Here is a 16,373-nt window from a genome sequence, read left to right as displayed (position 1 = left end):
GCCCGTCCTCTGCCGCTTTCTGGCGTCCCCGGGGCCGGGTCAGAGGCGCGCCGCCTTGCCTTTTGACCGGATTTTCGGTTAAGGGCGGCGCCCGGCGCCCGTTACGCCGACCCCAACTCCCCCGCTCCGTCCGTCCGGCCTTGCCGGTCAGGCCGCGCGGCGGCCCGCACTTCGCCTGACCTCGACCCTCCCACAAGGACGCCAGCATCTACGCATGAGAGATCTGAAACAGACCGGCTTCAACGATCGCATCTCCACCCAGCAGGAGGCCAAGAAGGCGCTGTTGGCCAAGTTCAAGCCCAAGGCCGCCGCACCCGATCCCGAATTCGACAAGCTCGCCGCCAAACGCGCGGCCGAAAAGGAAGCGCTGCGCCAGCAGCATGAGCTGGCCAAGGCCGAGCTGCGTCGTGAGAAGGCCGAGAAGGAGGCCGCCCGTATGGCCGCCGAGCTCGCCGCCCAGGAAGAGGTCGACGCCGAGAAGCGCGCCGCCCGCAAGGAGCGCAAACAGCTGACCAAGGAAGAACAGAAGGCCGCCCGCGACGCCCGCTACGCCGCCCGCAAGGCCCGTTCGCGCTGATCCTGCGCGGATCCCGACAGATGTGAGACGGAGCGCCGGCGACACCGCCGGCGCTCTTTTTCGTTTCAGCCCGAGGCCGCCAATTCGCGGGCCAGGGCCTCGCGCAGCTGGTCGCCGGAATAGGGCTTGGGCAGCAGCCGCCAGGGCGCATCCGCCAGGGCGGCGTCAACGTCCTCGCCGGCATAGCCGGAGGTCAGCAGGATCTTCATCTCCGGCCAGCGGGCCGCACAGGTCCGGGCCAGTTCGATGCCGGTCATACCGCCCGGCATGACCACATCCGACAGCATCAGGTCGAACCGACGCTCCGTGAGGGCCGCCAGGGCCTGGGCGCCGGTCGCCGCGGTCCAGGTCTTCAGGCCGAACCCGTCCAGCAGGGCGACGGCCATTTCGCAGACCTGGGCGTCATCCTCGACCAGCAGCAGGCTCCGGCCCTCCAGATCGGCGATCCGCGCGGCCGCCGTCGCCCGATCGGTCAGAGCCTCCGCCGGACCCGCCAGGGGCCCGTCCGGGCGCGCCGGATCCAGAGGCGGGAGGTACAGGCGGATGTCGGTCCCCTTGCCCGGGACGGAACGGATCTCCACCCCGCCGCCGCTCTGGCGGGCGAAGCCATAGACCTGCGACAGGCCGAGACCGGTGCCCTTGCCGACCGGCTTGGTGGTGAAGAAGGGCTCGAAGACGCGCGCGACCGTCGCCGCATCCATGCCGGCCCCATTGTCCTGAACCGAGACGCAGACATAGCGGCCGGTCGTCAGATCCGGGACGGCGCCGGCCTCCATCGCGCAGCCGTGGGTCCGGACCAGAACGCGCCCGCGCCTGCGGTCGCCCAGGGCGTCGCGCGCATTGACCAGGAGGTTGAGCAGGGCCGCCTCGAACTGGGCCACATCCACCCGCACACGGGCCCCGCCCCGCCGGAACCGGGTCTCGAAGGCGATGGAGTCGCCGACGGCGCGCTTCAGCAGCGGCGCGCCGTTGCGGATCAGGTCGTTCAGATCGACCGCCTCCGGCCGCAGCGCCTGCCGCCGGGAGAAGGCCAGCAACTGATGCGTCAGCCCCTCGCCGCGCCGCGCCGCCGCCAGGGCCGCCGCGCCCAGCTTCTTCAGGCGGGCGGTGTCCTCCGGCGCCCTCAGGATCATGTCCAGCGCGCCGATGACCACGGTCAGCAGATTGTTGAAGTCGTGGGCCACCCCGCCCGTCAGCCGGCCGACGGCCTCCATCCGCTGGGCGTGCATCAGATCGGCCTCGGCCCGAGCCTTCTCCGCCAGGGCCGCGCCGACGCGTTCCTCCAGCAGATCGTTGATCCGCTTCAGATCCTCCCCGGCCCGCCGGGCGTCGGTGATGTCGAAGGCCACGCCGACAAAGCCGGCCACCTCGCCCCGGCCGCCGCGCCGGGGACGGGAGAAGGACTTGAGCCAGCGGTATTCGCCGTCGTGACGGCGATAGCGGGCTTCCAGCGAGAAGGGCTCGCCGGTGGCTTCTCCGGCCAGGGATTCGCGCACGATCCGCTCGAAATCGTCGGGGTGAAGCGCCTCCTGCCAGGGGGCCTCCAGGGCCGTGGCATAGGCGGAGCCATAGTAGGCGACATAGGCCTGGTTGACGAAGACCCGTTTCCGGTCGGCCCCCGTGACCCAGATCAGCACCGGCGCCGTGTCGGCGATGGCCCGGAACCGGGTCTCGCTCTCGCGCAGGGCGCTCTCGATGGATTTGGCGTCGGTGATGTCGACGACGACGGCGATATGGCCCTCGATCGCGCCGTCCGTCGTCGTCAGCGGCGCCAGGCTGGTCAGACCCCAGACCATCGAGCCGTCCGGCCGCATATAGCGTTTCTCCAGCTGGCCGCCCGCCGATCTGAGCATGTCCAGGGTCAGCTCCACGTCCTCCGGATGGGTCACGTCCCGGGTGCGGATGCCGATGATGTCGCCGGGCGACCGCCCGAGCAGTTCGGCCAGGCGGGCGTTGGCGCTGACCACCTCGCCGTTCAGGTTCACCCGGGCGATGCCGACGGCGGCCTGTTCGATCATCCCCCGCAGCTGGGATTCGGTGTCGCGCCGCGCGGCCTCTGACGCCCGGGCCTCGCCCGAGGTGACCTCCAGCGCCCGGAGCGAGGCGTCCAGTCGCCGCACCGTGCTGCGCAGGGAAGCCGACAGGACCGAGGCGAAGACGCCGACGAGAATGAAGTTGGTCGTCGCCACCTGCCCCAGCTGGTCGCGCCATCCGGCGCCCGGCATGGACAGGCCGAAGATGACCCAGCCTCCGGCCAGACACACGATCGTGGCGACCAGGCCCGCGACCACGCCTCCGGTCAGCCCGGCGATCATCACCGCGGGCAACAGGATCATGAAGCCGGTGACGTCGCCGTAGAGGCCTTCCAGCCCCTTGCGAACCGCCAGCATGACGAGGGCGCAGCCGATGCCGGCGAGGGCGGCCCCCCACCACGGCAGATCGGGCGCCCGCGCCATCCGCGCCACGCCCTGGTCGACCGTTCGTCTCAGCCAGCGTGTGACGCTCATTCTTCCCCCGACGTCGCGCACCCTTGACCCCGGGCTTCTGTGAGCAGCGGCGCGACCCGGTGCAACGCTATGGCCGGACGAGCGTTCCCTCAACCGCAAAGCCGTCAGGGACCCGGGATATCCTCATCGCCCAACCTTGGCGGCAGGCGCTGCAACCCCTATCTCCGTCTGACGGATTTCACGGCCCGCACCACGCCCGGCCGCCACCGCCACACCTCCAATGGAGCTATTCATGACCGTCTCTATCAAGACCGGCCTCAACAAGGCCGAACGCACCGGCGTCGCCGCCGAACTCGCCAAGGTTCTGGCCGACAGCCATGCCGTCTACCAGAAAACCCACGGCTACCACTGGAATGTGCGCGGCCCCGAGTTCTTCGCCCTGCACAACCTTCTGGAACAACAGTACCGGGACATCTGGGAAGCCCTCGACGAGATCGCCGAACGCATCCGCGCCCTCGGCGAACTGGCGCCCCAGGGCGGTTCGGCCTTCGCCAACCTGACCTCGATCAAGGACGGTGATCCGGAACAGGACGCCCCGGCCATGCTGAACGAGCTGATGCGCGACCACGAGACCCTGATCGCCACCACCCGGGCCGCCCTGACGGTGGCGGACGACGACGGCGACGACGTGTCTGTCGATCTTCTGACCCAGCGTCTGGCCGCGCACGAGAAGTTCGCCTGGATGCTGCGTTCGACGCTCGGCGGTCGTTGAGACGAAGTCGGTCCGGGTTGGGTCAATCCGGACCGACAATCGCCCGGGATGGCGGGCAGTCTGCGCGAGGCGGATCGGTCTTGGCTGAACCTCGATCTTTCGGCCTGAAAACCGCCCAGAACGGCGTATATTGGCCTCGCCCTTCCGACGCCGACCGGCGCCGCCGACAAAGACCCTGATGGCTTTCGACTGGACCCGTTTCCGGCAGGCTCCGATCTGGAGTGAGATCCGCACCGCCCCTGGCGTGGCGGTGCGTCGGACGGCGGGGCCTGCGCGCCGTTTCGCGGCGGCGTCCCCGGCCCTGCTGGGGGCGCTCGGCGTGGCCATGGCGGCCAGTTCCACGCCCCGCCCCGATAGCGACCTCACCGCCGAGGCGATCGCCCGGGCCACCGGCGGCGACCTTGGTCCCGCCGGGCTCGCCGCCCTGCTGGCGGGCATGGACCCGGCCCAGCGTGCGATGGCGCTGCGCCATGATCCGCGCTTCCGGGAGGCGGCGCTGAAGGGGCTGACCCCGGGGTGGGAAACCCTGAGGCTGGGCGGCAAGCCCTCGCTGGATTTCGGCGCCAACGGTCTGGAGGCGCAGAAACTGAATGCGGCCATTCCGGCTGCGACCGGCGCCCTGCGGCCCGCCCTGCCTTTCGTCCTGACGGCCGCCGGTCCGGCGGACCGGGCGCGCGCCGTGCGCTGCCTGACCCAGGGCGTCTATTACGAGGCCGCCCTGGAAAGCGACGAAGGCCAGGCCGCCGTCGCCCAGGTGATCCTGAACCGGGTGCGCGACCCCAACTATCCGGCCACCGTCTGCGGGGTGGTGTTCCAGGGCGCCGAGCGCGTGACCGGCTGCCAGTTCAGCTTCACCTGTGACGGCTCGATGTCCCAGGCCCCGGTCGGCTGGGCCTGGGACCGGGCGAGAAAGGTCGCGGAGCGGGCCCTGTCCGGTCATGTCGCGATCCGGGTCGGCACGGCGACCCACTATCACGCCGACTATGTCTATCCCTGGTGGTCGCCGACCCTGGCCAAGATCACCCAGATCGGGGCTCATATCTTCTACCGCTGGAAAGGCGTGTATGGCGAAACCGCCGCCTTCCGCCAACGCTATGCCGGGCGTGAGCCGGTCATCGACGAGGCCCGGTTCTCGCGCCCGCGCCTGACGATCGCCTCCACGGCGGCCGGCGAGCCGGTGGCGGCGGCTCCCGGCGAGGTGGCGACGGGCGAGCTCAAGACCGTGGTGATCGACGGCCAGACGCGGGTTGTCGGGGTGGTGAGTCTGGGCGGGCGTCGTCAACCCACGGCCGGGGACATTGCCGCCATCAATGAACGCCTGCGCAGTTTCGAGGCCCCTTCGGCCCCTGCCGAGCCTGTTTCCACGCCGGCCCCGGCCGGCGTCACCCCGATGCCGGTCGAGGAGGTCGGCCGGCCCGGCGCCTGATCCCCCCGCCCGGACGACGACCCCGGGTGCAACGGCCCCGCTTGACGCGCGTTGATGCCAACTCGAGGTGATCAACGCCTCTCCTGACAGGTGATGCTTGAGCGCCCCCGAACGATGGACCGAGACCGAACGACTGGAGGCGCTGCGCGCCTATGGCGTGCTGCATACCGCGCCGGAGGCCCGGTTCGACGACCTGGTGGATCTGGCGGCCCGGCTCTGCGACGCGCCGACGGCGCTCATCAGTCTGGTCGACGGCGACACACAGTGGTTCAAGGCCCGGGTCGGCCTCGATGTCGACGTCACGCCCAGGGGGGTCTCCTTCTGCGACCACGCCATGCGCGAACACGAAGTCATGGTGGTGCCGGACGCCGCCCTTGATCCGCGCTTCGCCGACAATGCCCTGGTCACGGGGCCTCCGCATATCCGTTTCTATGCGGGCGCGCCGCTGTTGACCGACGAAGGCTATCCCATCGGCTCCCTGTGCGTCGTCGACTATCAGCCCCGGCCGGACGGCCTGACCCCGCTTCAGTCCCGGACCCTGACGGTGCTGGCGGCACAGGTCATGAGCCAGCTGGAGCTGCGCCGCACCGCAGACCAGAGGGATGCCGGGGCCGCCGCCCTGGCCGAGAGCGACGCCCGGTTCCGCGTCATCGCCGATTCCATGCCGCAGATGGTCTGGTCCACCCGGCCCGACGGCTTCCACGACTACTACAACGCCCGCTGGTACGAATTCACCGGCGTGCCGGCCGGGTCCACGGACGGCGAGGGCTGGAGCGGGATGTTCCATCCCGAGGATCAGGACCGCGCCCGGGAGGTCTGGCGTCATTCGCTGGAGACCGGCGACCTGTACGAGATCGAATACCGGCTGCGGCGCCACGACGGCGTCTATCGCTGGGCCCTGGGCCGCGCCGTGCCGCTGCTGAACGACGCCGGCCGGATCGTTCGCTGGTTCGGGACCTGTACAGACATCGATGATCTGAAGCGGATCGAACAGGGACAGGCCCTCATCAGCCAGGAACTGAGCCACCGGATCAAGAACATCTTCGCCGTGATTTCGGCCCTGATCGCCCTGTCGGCGCGCGAACGGCCCGAGGCCCGGCCCTTCGCCGCATCGGTGCGCAACCGGATCGCCGCCCTTGCCCGCGCGCATGAGTTCGTCCGCCCCCATTCGGAGGTGTCCCGGCCTCTGCTGGGCGACACCACCCTGCATGCCTTCCTGACCGCCCTGTTCCGGCCCTATGCGACGGTCGAGGGCGAGGATCGCGTCATCCTGTCGGGCGACGACGCCCTGTTCGATGACCAGGCGGCCACCTCGGTCGCCCTGCTGTTCCACGAACTGGCCACCAACGCCGCCAAATACGGCGCCCTGTCCGCCCCGGGCGGCCGGGTTCGGCTCGCCACCTGCCTCGCGGGGGACCGGTTCATTCTCAGCTGGCGCGAGACAGGCGGGCCGGCCGTGGCGGGCCCGCCGGAGCGGCAGGGCTTCGGCTCCTCCCTGGCCACCCTCTCGGTCGAGGGCCAATTGGGCGGCCGACTGGAACGAGTCTGGCATGAAGCGGGTTTGGAAGTCACTGCGGACCTTCCCGCAACCGCGCTGTCCCGTCGCAAGGCGGCCAGCACGACAGCCGCGCTCCGGGAGCGCGGAACGAGTTCAACCCCGATCGTCGAGCCCCCGACGCGATCTGATACGTCGCCACAGTAACGCCTATGACCGCTCGCATATTGATTATTGAGGACGAGGCCCTTGTCGCCATGGAACTCCGCTTCGTGCTGGAGGATCTGGGTCACGAGGTCATCGGTCTGGCGGGCGACGCCGCCGCCGCGCGCACCCTGGTGCGGGAGGGGGAGGTCGATCTCGCCCTGGTCGACATCCACCTTTCGGACGGTCCCACGGGCATCGACCTGGGACGCGACCTGGCCCGGAATGAGGGCGTCACCGTCGTGTTCATGACCGCCAACCCCGGCATGGTGCGCAACGGCGTGGCGGGAACGCTCGGCGTCCTGTCCAAGCCGTCCGATGAGCGGGCGGTCAAGACCGCCGTGGACTACGCCCTGTGCCGTCGCCACGGTCAGCCGGCCCTCTATGCTCCACCGGAACTGACAGTCTTCGCCTGAAGCCCTGGTCGGTCCTCGCGCCCGACGTCCGGCCAGCCGGCCTGCACCGCCATGGCTTCCAGCACCGCCCGGCCGGCGCGTGCGGTCTCGTCCAGCGGGGCATAGGTCCAGGCGTTCAGCGTCCCGTCGAAGGCGCGGCTCGCGCCCCGGCTCTCCAGATCGGCGTGCAACCGGGCGAACTTGCCCGCCCGCTTCAGCGCAACCATCGGCAGGATGTGGACCGGACGGCCCGTTGCGGCCGCCTCGGTCGCCATATTGGCGCTGTCCTCGGTGACCAGCACATGGTCGGCATGGTGCAGGAAGGCGAACAGGGGGTTGTCGCCCGTCCCGTCCCAGATCATCCCCGGCAGGGCGTCCAGACGCGCCGTCATCACCGCCTTCGCCGCCTGGGGCGTCCGACGCGAGAAGGTCAACATCAGGGAGCCGCCCGCCGCCTCGACGGCGGCGGCGATCCGTCCGGCGAGGTCGGCGGCATGGTCCGGGGTCAGGTCGAACGCCGTCGACCGGCCGCCGATCATCACGGCCACGCGCGGATGGGGCAGGGTCCCGATCGCTGCAGAGAAGGGCTCCGCCCCCCGGGCCAGGGCCTCGGGGGTGATCCGGTGCGGCGATCCGGTGATCTCGAAGACCTTGTCGCCCGACAGCCCGTCATGGGCCGGGGCCACGACCATGTCGAACCGGTCCGGGCTGAGCCTTGGGTCCTGGGTCTGGACCACGAAGGTCCGGCCGGCTGATCGCCGGCGCGCCGCCAGGGACAGGGGCAGGCTGGCCCGGCCGGTGGCGATCCACAGATCGGGCCAGGCCTCGCCGGCAGCGGGAAAGGGATCGTCCGACCCCGGATCCAGCATCCCCGGGGCTTTGAGCAGGCTGGGCAGGCGATCGAACATCGGCCGCCAGCGAATCCGTTTGACGGCGATGTCGGCAGGGGTCAGGCGCGCGACGGCTTCCGCCAGTCCCAGCGCCTGATTTTCCATGCCCGCACGGCCGTCAGAGACGACCTGAATGCGAAGGCGTCGACCTATTTCCACTCGACCTTGAGGATCTCATAGGCCTTGACCCCGCCGGGGGTGTTGACCTCGACCGAGTCGCCCACCGCCTTGGAGATCAGGGCGCGGGCGATGGGGGACGAGATGGAGATCTTGCCCGCCTTCACATCCGCCTCGTGCTCGCCGACGATCTGGTAGGTGCCTTCGTCCTCGGTGTCCTCATCGACGACCGTCACGGTGGCGCCGAACTTGACGACGTCGCCCGACAGTTTCGACACGTCGATCACCTGGGCGCGGCTGATCTTGTCCTCGATCTCGGCGATCTGGCCCTCGATCCAGCCCTGGCGTTCCTTGGCGGCGTGATACTCGGCATTCTCCGACAGGTCGCCGTGTTCGCGGGCCTCGGAGATGGCGGCGATCACGCTTGGACGCTCCACCGACTTCAACTGCTTCAACTGATCGTCGAGGACTCGATAGCCCTCGCCCGTCATGGGCACTTTTTCCATAGGTATCAGAAGTTTCTTGTTTCGCCCGGGAATCCGGTGGCGGACTTGGGGAGGATTGGAGAAGGGTAGGCGTCGCTCGCTGGGCGCGCACGACCGGCCAAAGAGACTAGGGCGTCCTGCCTGAAAACTCAAGGTCGGGTCCGACCGACCCCGGGCTCAGTGGGTCGTGAGCCGGTCCTCGGCTCGCCGCCGCGCCACGCGACGCATCATCGCCCTGCGCGCGGTGACATAGACCAGAAGGCCCAGCACCGCCGAACCGATCAGGGCGAAGGCGGCGGACAGCAGAAAGACGCCGGCCGAGATGAAGGCGATCACGAAGGCGACGGCGGACATCAGTCCAAGGGTCAGGGGCGCGGTCTTGAAGGGCATGGAGCCATAACGCGCGCCTTGATCACCGGTTGCTGACCCCCGGCCCATTGCCCGTGGCCCGGGGCGATCTCAGGCATAGGCATAGGGTCCGCCGCGCTCCAGCGCCCGCTGATAGGCGGGCCGCGCATGGATCGATTCCAGAAATCTCTTCACATGCGGCCTGTCGGGCCCGAACGGCGCCCGGGCCGCGCAGGCCTCGATGGGGAAGCTCATCATGATGTCCGCAGCGGTGAAGTCCTCGCCCGCAAACCAGGCCGATTTCGCCAGTTCGGCTTCCCAGTAGTCGGTATGGGCGGCGATCTGGGGATCGATAAAGCTGGACTGGGCCCTGGCCGAGACCCCCTTGACGATGGGTTTGATCAACCCCGGCGCCCGTTTGGGCAGCTGGCCGAACACCAGCTTCAGCAGCAGGGGCGTCATGGCCGAGCCCTCGGCATAGTGCAGCCAGTAGGTCCAGCGCCGCGCGGCTTCGCCGCCCGCCGCCGGCTTCAGCGGCGAGTCGGGATGGGCGGCCATCAGATACTCCACGATGGCGCCCGTCTCGGCGACGATCGCGCCGTTCTCTGTATCCTCGATCACCGGCGACTTGCCCAGGGGGTGGATCGCCTTCAGCTCGGGCGGCGCCAGCATATTGCCGGCGTTCCGCTCGTAGCGTTTGACCTCATAGGGAAGGCCGAGTTCCTCCAGCAGCCACAGCACACGCTGGGAGCGGGAGTTGTTCAGGTGATGGACGATGATCATGGACTACCTCGGGCGGCGCGACGGCCACTAAGGCGTGTTTACGCTGCGGAGGGCAAGCCGGATCAGGTCCGGCGGCCGCTCCAGCGCCGCCGCGGGTGCGGTGACGTCGCATCCGGGCCCGGGGCTCCGGGCGTCGCCGCCGTCGGCACGCCGCGTCCGCGATGTTGCTGGTACAGCTCCCAGGCCAGGGTCGCCAGGGCCAGCTTCCCGGCATGACGACCGGCGAACCGGCGGCCGGTGCGGGACAGAAGCAATCCGCCGACGACGGTGGCGATACGCGACAGGGCCATGATCATTCAGTCTCCGTTACGGGACGGAAATGGTCCGCGGCCGGTTCGGTTCAACCCGGTGTCGGGCTCTGCGGCGTTTTGGCCGGATCGGCCGGGGAGGCCGGCTGGGGCTTTTCCGGAGTCGAACTGCCCGGCGCCTTGACGTCAGGCCTCGCGACCGGCGCCGCGTCCTCCGCCGCCGTCCCGTCTGCGCCCGGCGTGCCTGCCGGCGGCAGGTCGCGGCCGGTCACCGGCGGGGCGCCGCTGATATAGACCGGCGGGATGGGGGTGACGCGCACGCCGCTGGCGGGCCGGGGGCCGGGCGCGGTCGGCTGGGGCTGGCCAAGGGGGGCGGAGTCGCCGGTGCGCGGGGCGGTCACGACCCCGGCCGGCGCCGCGACGACCTCGCTCAGGGCCGACACCCCGGCCTCGCCGAAGGCCTCGACCGCGAAATGATAGCCGACCCCGACGTTCAGCGCCCGGATCTCGACCTCGCCGCCCCGGGCCGCCAGATCGTCGGCCCAGACCTGATAGGTCAGATGCAGCCGGTTCGGGGCCACGCCCCAGCGGACATTATAGCCGAGCAGGCGGCCGGCGGGCTTCGCGTCCGGGTCTGGCAGGTCGATGCGGACGACGGCGTTTCTCTGGTCCTCGCCGCGCGACACCCGCACATTCTGCGGCGCCGCGGGCGCCTCGCCGGGGCCGTTGCCGAACACCCGGAGGTCGGCGAGCGCCAGGTGGGCCCCGGGGGCCTCGCCGTGAAGATAGCGGATATAGCGGGCCTCGACCGGCCGGTCGGCCTCGACATAGGCGTGGGGACTGTCGCGGTCCGAGGTCGCCCGGCTGGCGAAGGTCGCCCAGGTCTCGCCGTCGGCCGACCACAGCAGGACGAACCGCGTCCGCCGGGCGGCGGCGTCCGCCGGGGTCCCCGCTGCGATCCCCGCCTCATGGTCGGCATAGTTGACCTGGACCGCGTGGACCGTCTTCACCCCGCCCAGGTCCAGGGTCAGGGTCTGGCCGGCCTCCCGGTTCGCCGCGACCCAGTAGGTGCGGGGGTCCTCGTCGGTCGCCCGGTCGGCGTCGAACCCCTCCAGGGTCGAGGAGGCGACGGCCTTGGCCCGATAGGACAGGGGCATCCAGCCGGTAAACAGGCTGTCGGGACTGGTCACCGGCCCGTTCGGCATCCGCTGGGGAAAATCGCCGAACCGGCTGGAGAACCACATCTGGCCGTCGTCATGGACGCCGCCCGGGAACATCGAGATGCGCCGCTCAAAGGTCCAGTTCAGCCCGATGCCCGAGGTCGCGGCGTTCCACCAGTTGCCATAGCGGTCCTGGAAGCTGGCGCCGTGGCCCGCGCCCTGCATGAAGCCGCCGGGCTTGTAGCTGACCGGACTCCAGGGGGCGACCTCGAACGGTCCCGAGGCCGAGGCGCCGACAGCCAGGCCGGTGGCGGCGGCGTTGTATTCCACCCCCGGCGCGGCGAACTGCAGATAGTAGCGCCCGTCCGTCCGCATCATCCCGGCGCCGTCGATGAAGGGCCGGACCGGCGTCCCGTCGGGCAGGCCGCCCGAATGATCCTGACCGAACCGCTCCCAGCCATGGAGTGAGGGGTCCAGCGTCGCCAAGGCCCGGGCCGGGGTGATGGCGGCCAGTCCCGACGCCGGATCGACGGGTCCGCCCGTCAGCGGCTTCACGTCCGACCAGCCCTGTTGCAGGAACCAGACGTCGTCCGTGTCGATGAACAGATCCGGCGACCACAGGCCGCCCTCGGGTGCGGCGACCGTCCGGCTTCCGGCGGTCCAGACCCCGGTGTCCGGCGTCTTGCTTGACAGCAGGGGTCGAGGGTCGGGTCCGGCCGACAGCAGATACAGGGTCTCGCCGTCCGACACCGCCGCCGGGGCTGAAAGCGCGCCGTCCGGCCAGCCCCTCGGCGCCACGAAACGCCAGTCCCTCAGGTCGCGCGAGGTCCAGTAGCCCCGGCTGTCGGTGGCGAACAGATAGTAGCGATCGCGATGCAGGACCACGGCGGGGTCGCTGCCGTTGCGGTAGCTGACGCCGGAACCGGGCGGCGGGGTCGCATAGGCGTAGTCCAGATCGACCGGATTGGCCCAGGTGCGTCCGGGGGCGGCGGTCGGGGTTGTCGGGGCGCCCGTCGTCCCGGCCTGCGGCGGCGCGGTCCGGGCCGCCGCCGAAGCGGCCGCAGCGACGAACAGAAGGGCGAGAGCGGAAGTCCATGCGCGCATTCAGCCACGCTATCACGCCCTTGCAGAAACGGCAGCGTCGATCGCGTGAAAGGGGTTCGCAGGTCGCCCGCAGGTGGTGCTAGGCTTGAGGGATGACCGTCTCCCGTCCCCGCTCCGCCCACCCCCTGTTCCGGGCCCTGACCTCGCTCAGCGCCCTGGTCCTGTTCGCCCTGATCGCGGGCCTGGTCGTCGGCGGGCTGGCGGCGGGCGGTCAGGACGTCGCGGGCGGCGCCGCGCCGGAGGGACCGTGGATCCCGGTCCTGTCGGTGCTGGAGAAGCTGGGTCAGGCCTGGCTGAACGCCCTGCGCATCACCGTCATCCCACTGATCTTCGCCCTGCTGGTCACCGGGGTCGCGGCCATCGCCGATGCGGCCTCGACCGGTCGGCTGGCGGCGCGGGCCCTGATGGTGTTCGGCCTGCTGATCGTCTTCGCCACCGTCTATGCGATCCTCGCCGGCCTCGGCCTGCTGGCGATCTGGCCCATCGATCCGGAGGGCGGACGCTCCCTGCTGGCCGCCCTGCCGGCCGATCAGGTCGCCACCGTCCGCGAGGCCGCCCGCACCGACGGCTTCTCGGCCTTCCTCGGCGGTCTGGTTCCCAACAACATCGTCCGCGCCGCCGCCGAGGACGGGGTTCTGGCCGTGGTCCTGTTCGCCCTGGCCTTCGGGTTCGCCACGACGCGGCTGACGGCCGAGACCCGCCGTCCGCTGGTCGCCCTGTTCGGGGCCACGGCCGAGGCGATGATCGTCATCGTCCACTGGGTCCTGCTGGCCGCCCCGTTCGGCGTCTTCGCCCTGGCCCTCGGGGTCGGCCTGCACGGCGGGTTCAGCGCGGCCGGAGCCCTGGGCCACTACATCGCCATCGTCTGCCTCAGCCAGATCGGGCTGATCCTGCTGACCCTGATCATCGCCGTGGTGTTCGGCCGGATCGGCCTCGGCCGCTTCCTCGCCGCCTCGGGCCCGGCCCTGGCCGTCGCCGTCTCGACCCAGTCCTCCATCGCCAGCCTGCCGGTGATGATCGAGCGGGCCCGCGATGCGCTGGGCGTGCCGCAGGCCCGGGCCGGTCTGGTCCTGCCCCTGGCGGTGGCGGTGTTCCGCATGACCAGCCCGGTCGCCAATCTGGCGGTCTGTCTCTATGTCGCCCAGCTGCACGGGGTGGAGCTGGGCCTGCCGGTGCTGATCGCCGGCGGTCTGACGGCCATCGCCGTCTCCATCGCCTCGGTCGGCCTGCCGGGTCAGGTCAGCTTCTTCGCCTCCGTCGGCCCCATCTGTCTGGCCATGGGGGTTCCCGTCGGCGTCCTGCCCCTGCTGCTGGCGGTCGAGGTCATCCCCGACATCTTCCGCACCCTCGGCAATGTCACCGCCGACATGACGGCGGTGCGGATCGTCGATGTGGGCGAGGGGGAGGCGGAGGCTGCTCCCCAATGATCCGTCACCCTCGGGCTTGACCCGAGGGCCGGATTTTCCGCCGCTCATGCAGGGATGATGAGCCGTGGGCTCTCCCTTCGTCTCTCATCACGCCTCGGCGCCGGTCCTCGGGTCAAGCCCGAGGATGACGGAGAATGGGGATGTGGATCAGCCCGCCACTTTCGGCATCAACCCCTCGGCCGCGATCACGCTCGCCTCGACGCCCAGGGTGACCGACGGCTCGGGCGTAATCTTGAACAGCGGCGAATGGTGGCCCGCCGCCCCCTCCAGCTCGGCCTCGGGCGTGCCGCCGACGCTGAAATAGACCCCCTTCACCCCGGTCTCGGGCGTGACGAAATAGGCGAAGTCCTCGGCCCCCATGCCGGTGCGCGGCGAATCCTCCAGCACCTCCACCCCGAAGGCCGAGGCGAACAGGTCGCGCACCCGCTGGGCGGTTTCGGCGTCATTGATGGTGGGCGGCGTGGTCTCGGTCTTCGACCGCGTCACCACGGGCAGGCGATCTTCCGGCACGCCGAGCGCAAGGGCGGTGTTCTTCGCAATGCGGTCGATGCCGTCCAGCAGCAGGGTCCGCACCTCGGGACTGTCGGACCGCACCGTCAGCTGCAGGTCCACCTGTTCAGAGATGATGTTGTGTTTGATGCCGCCGTGGATCGAGCCGACCGTCACGACGGCGCCCTCCAGCGGATTGACCTCGCGGCTGCGCAGGGACTGCAGCGAGACCACGATCTGGGACGCCACCAGCACCGGGTCGACCCCCAGATGCGGATAGGCGCCATGGGTGCCGACGCCCCTCACGGCGATGTCCACACTGTCGGAACTGGAGGCCGTGATCCCCAGCGGCGCCGCGATCCGGCCCGTGGCCATGTCTGCCGAGACGTGGAAGGCCAGGGCGTAGTCCGGCTTGGGAAAGCGGGTATAGAGGCCGTCCTCGACCATCATCCGGGCGCCGAAGATCCGCTCCTCGGCCGGCTGGGCGATCAGCACCAGGGTGCCGGACCAGTTGGCCTTGCGCGCCATCATCTGCCGCGCCGTGCCGACCAGGGCGGTGATGTGCACATCATGGCCGCAGGCGTGCATGACCGGCTTCTCGGTCCCGTCGGCGTCGGTCTGACGCACCGTGGAGGCGTTGGCGAGGCCCGACCGTTCCTGCAGCGGCAGTCCGTCCATATCGGCCCGGATCATCACCGTCGGCCCGGCGCCGTTCCTCAGCACCGCCACCACCCCGGTCCCGCCGACGCCGGTGGTGACGTCATAGCCCAGGGCCGTCAGCTCCCGGGCCATCCGCGCCGAGGTCTGCACCTCCTGCCCCGACAGCTCCGGATGGCGGTGGAACCAGTCGAACAGGCTCCCCAGATTGGCGTCATAGTCCGCCTGCACGGCCGCCTTCAGCGCCGTATCGCCGGTCTGCGCCTGCACCGCCCCGCCCCACATCGCCGCCGCCGCGACCGTCGCCAGAATGATCCGTTTCATGAGTATCCCCCTCGTGTCCCGACCCCGACCCTAGCGGTCGAGGGCGGTCTGGCAACCCGTGATTCCGGGATTGAGGTCAAATGGATCTCGACCCTGTCAGATACCGAGCATCTCCGTAGCCCGGGCGCTTAATCCATTCGTTCCGAACGGGTTGACGATCTCAACGCCGAGCACTTTTGAACCCTGCTGGAGATCTTCGGTTATGAGGGCGGTGCACCCAGCACGGGCCACGGTCGACAGCAGCAGGGCATCCCAATAGCCCAGCCGACCAGACGCCATTTCACCGAGGGCAAAGGCCGCATCATCCGGCGTCGAAGACGCGAAGGCGAAGCTCTGAAGCAAGAGGGCGCCGAACTCCGCGGCCTCGGCGGGCCTGAGCCCCAGCTTCCTCCGGAGGACGTTCTGGGTCTCCCCAACCGTCTGGAGAGCCAGCGTCGACCGGCGACGTGACAATGTCTCGATCACGGTTCTGGCGACCATTTGTTTGGCGGGAAACCGATCATCGCTGACATAGACAAGGATGTTGGAATCGAGCGTGATCACCGCTCGTGCATCTCGTCCCGCGTCATGGGAGGTCCCTCCGAACGGTAGCCGCGCCCCGAGAAGGAAAGCAGTCCCTGAAGCGCGGCCTCCCGTTCCTGCGTGGTCTTGCCGAGGGGGGGGGAGATGACAGCGGACAGCGTGTCCACCGGCATGATCGCGACCTCCTCGCCCCGACGGTGTTCGTACAGGTCATGCCAGAAGGCCTGGGCCGAGCCGATAGGACGAATGCCAGGGGTCGAGCGTCCGTCCTTTCCGCGCGCCATCTTGGCCCAGGTTCCGGGAACCCCGTCGACCGCAAGCTCGATTGTCTCCCCGGGCTGCAGAGCCTCGACACGGGCTGGAAGCTGCAGGTCACCGTGCAGGTGCTTGCTCCAGATGACATAGTCGCGAATGACGGTTCGAGCGGTCATGAGCGCCCTCCTGCGAAGACTCGATCATGACACGGGTCCCGTTTCGGGTCGAGGACCCTCCGGGGGGCTGCG

16 protein-coding genes are annotated in these 16,373 nt (G+C 69.9%); 6 read left to right on the top strand and 10 right to left on the bottom strand.

Annotation, left to right across the window (positions count from 1 at the left end; all coding sequences use genetic code 11):
- Nucleotides 1-214 precede the first annotated feature (214 nt).
- Complete coding sequence (locus tag ACW17W_RS14365; RefSeq protein WP_492077581.1) at nt 215-577, top strand: DUF6481 family protein; 363 nt, start codon at nt 215-217, stop codon at nt 575-577.
- 65 nt (nt 578-642) lie between these two features.
- Here the strand turns inward: ACW17W_RS14365 and ACW17W_RS14360 are convergent, their stop codons facing one another.
- On the bottom strand, nt 643-3,084 hold the full coding sequence (locus ACW17W_RS14360) for a PAS domain S-box protein (RefSeq protein ID WP_492077580.1): 2,442 nt from the start codon (nt 3,082-3,084) through the stop codon (nt 643-645).
- A 232-nt stretch (nt 3,085-3,316) separates the two neighbouring features.
- Between ACW17W_RS14360 and ACW17W_RS14355 the strand changes: the two genes are divergently transcribed.
- The 4 genes from ACW17W_RS14355 to ACW17W_RS14340 all read left to right on the top strand — a co-directional run bounded on the left by ACW17W_RS14355 (nt 3,317) and on the right by ACW17W_RS14340 (nt 7,337).
- Entirely contained in the window at nt 3,317-3,796 is a 480-nt protein-coding gene (locus ACW17W_RS14355; RefSeq protein WP_492077579.1) for a Dps family protein, read from the top strand.
- A gap of 178 nt (nt 3,797-3,974) precedes the next feature.
- Nucleotides 3,975-5,222, top strand: a complete 1,248-nt coding sequence (locus ACW17W_RS14350) for a cell wall hydrolase (protein ID WP_492077578.1) — start codon at nt 3,975-3,977, stop codon at nt 5,220-5,222.
- Between the two features lie 97 nt (nt 5,223-5,319).
- Nucleotides 5,320-6,924 carry a sensor histidine kinase gene (locus ACW17W_RS14345; RefSeq protein ID WP_492077577.1) on the top strand — a complete coding sequence of 535 codons (1,605 nt, stop codon included), beginning with the start codon at nt 5,320-5,322 and terminating at the stop codon, nt 6,922-6,924.
- Between the two features lie 5 nt (nt 6,925-6,929).
- Nucleotides 6,930-7,337: a response regulator gene (locus ACW17W_RS14340; protein WP_492077576.1), complete on the top strand. Its 408-nt coding sequence runs from the start codon at nt 6,930-6,932 to the stop codon at nt 7,335-7,337.
- On the opposite strand, the gene ACW17W_RS14335 is transcribed toward ACW17W_RS14340, so the two are convergent.
- The 6 genes from ACW17W_RS14335 to ACW17W_RS14310 all read right to left on the bottom strand — a co-directional run bounded on the left by ACW17W_RS14335 (nt 7,304) and on the right by ACW17W_RS14310 (nt 12,451).
- The gene (locus tag ACW17W_RS14335) at nt 7,304-8,311 is read right to left on the bottom strand and encodes a mitochondrial fission ELM1 family protein (protein ID WP_492077575.1); all 1,008 of its coding nucleotides are present in this window, start codon (nt 8,309-8,311) and stop codon (nt 7,304-7,306) included. The genes ACW17W_RS14340 and ACW17W_RS14335 overlap by 34 nt on opposite strands.
- A 44-nt stretch (nt 8,312-8,355) precedes the next feature.
- On the bottom strand, nt 8,356-8,829 hold the full coding sequence (gene greA, locus ACW17W_RS14330) for a transcription elongation factor GreA (RefSeq protein WP_492077574.1): 474 nt from the start codon (nt 8,827-8,829) through the stop codon (nt 8,356-8,358).
- Between the two features lie 156 nt (nt 8,830-8,985).
- The gene (locus ACW17W_RS14325; protein ID WP_492077573.1) at nt 8,986-9,198 is read right to left on the bottom strand and encodes a hypothetical protein; all 213 of its coding nucleotides are present in this window, start codon (nt 9,196-9,198) and stop codon (nt 8,986-8,988) included.
- A 69-nt stretch (nt 9,199-9,267) separates the two neighbouring features.
- The gene (locus ACW17W_RS14320) at nt 9,268-9,939 is read right to left on the bottom strand and encodes a glutathione S-transferase (RefSeq protein WP_492077572.1); all 672 of its coding nucleotides are present in this window, start codon (nt 9,937-9,939) and stop codon (nt 9,268-9,270) included.
- Between the two features lie 62 nt (nt 9,940-10,001).
- A complete protein-coding gene (locus tag ACW17W_RS14315; protein ID WP_492077571.1) occupies nt 10,002-10,235 on the bottom strand; it encodes a cysteine protease in 234 nt (77 codons plus the stop codon).
- Nucleotides 10,236-10,279: 44 nt separating this feature from the next.
- On the bottom strand, nt 10,280-12,451 hold the full coding sequence (locus ACW17W_RS14310) for a discoidin domain-containing protein (RefSeq protein ID WP_492077570.1): 2,172 nt from the start codon (nt 12,449-12,451) through the stop codon (nt 10,280-10,282).
- A 92-nt stretch (nt 12,452-12,543) separates the two neighbouring features.
- On the opposite strand from ACW17W_RS14310, the gene ACW17W_RS14305 reads away from it, so the two are divergent.
- On the top strand, nt 12,544-13,878 hold the full coding sequence (locus ACW17W_RS14305; protein WP_492077569.1) for a dicarboxylate/amino acid:cation symporter: 1,335 nt from the start codon (nt 12,544-12,546) through the stop codon (nt 13,876-13,878).
- Nucleotides 13,879-14,025: 147 nt separating this feature from the next.
- On the opposite strand, the gene ACW17W_RS14300 is transcribed toward ACW17W_RS14305, so the two are convergent.
- From ACW17W_RS14300 to ACW17W_RS14290, 3 genes are all read right to left on the bottom strand, one after another.
- Nucleotides 14,026-15,348 carry an amidohydrolase gene (locus ACW17W_RS14300; RefSeq protein WP_492077568.1) on the bottom strand — a complete coding sequence of 441 codons (1,323 nt, stop codon included), beginning with the start codon at nt 15,346-15,348 and terminating at the stop codon, nt 14,026-14,028.
- A gap of 96 nt (nt 15,349-15,444) precedes the next feature.
- Nucleotides 15,445-15,891, bottom strand: a complete 447-nt coding sequence (locus ACW17W_RS14295) for a PIN domain-containing protein (RefSeq protein ID WP_492077567.1) — start codon at nt 15,889-15,891, stop codon at nt 15,445-15,447.
- Nucleotides 15,888-16,301, bottom strand: a complete 414-nt coding sequence (locus ACW17W_RS14290) for a hypothetical protein (RefSeq protein WP_492077566.1) — start codon at nt 16,299-16,301, stop codon at nt 15,888-15,890. Before ACW17W_RS14290 ends, ACW17W_RS14295 begins: the two co-directional genes overlap by 4 nt.
- Nucleotides 16,302-16,373: the final 72 nt, after the last annotated feature.

The organism is Brevundimonas sp. FV1ye29L (assembly GCF_058681095.1).
This window is presented reverse-complemented; position numbering and strand designations above follow the sequence as displayed.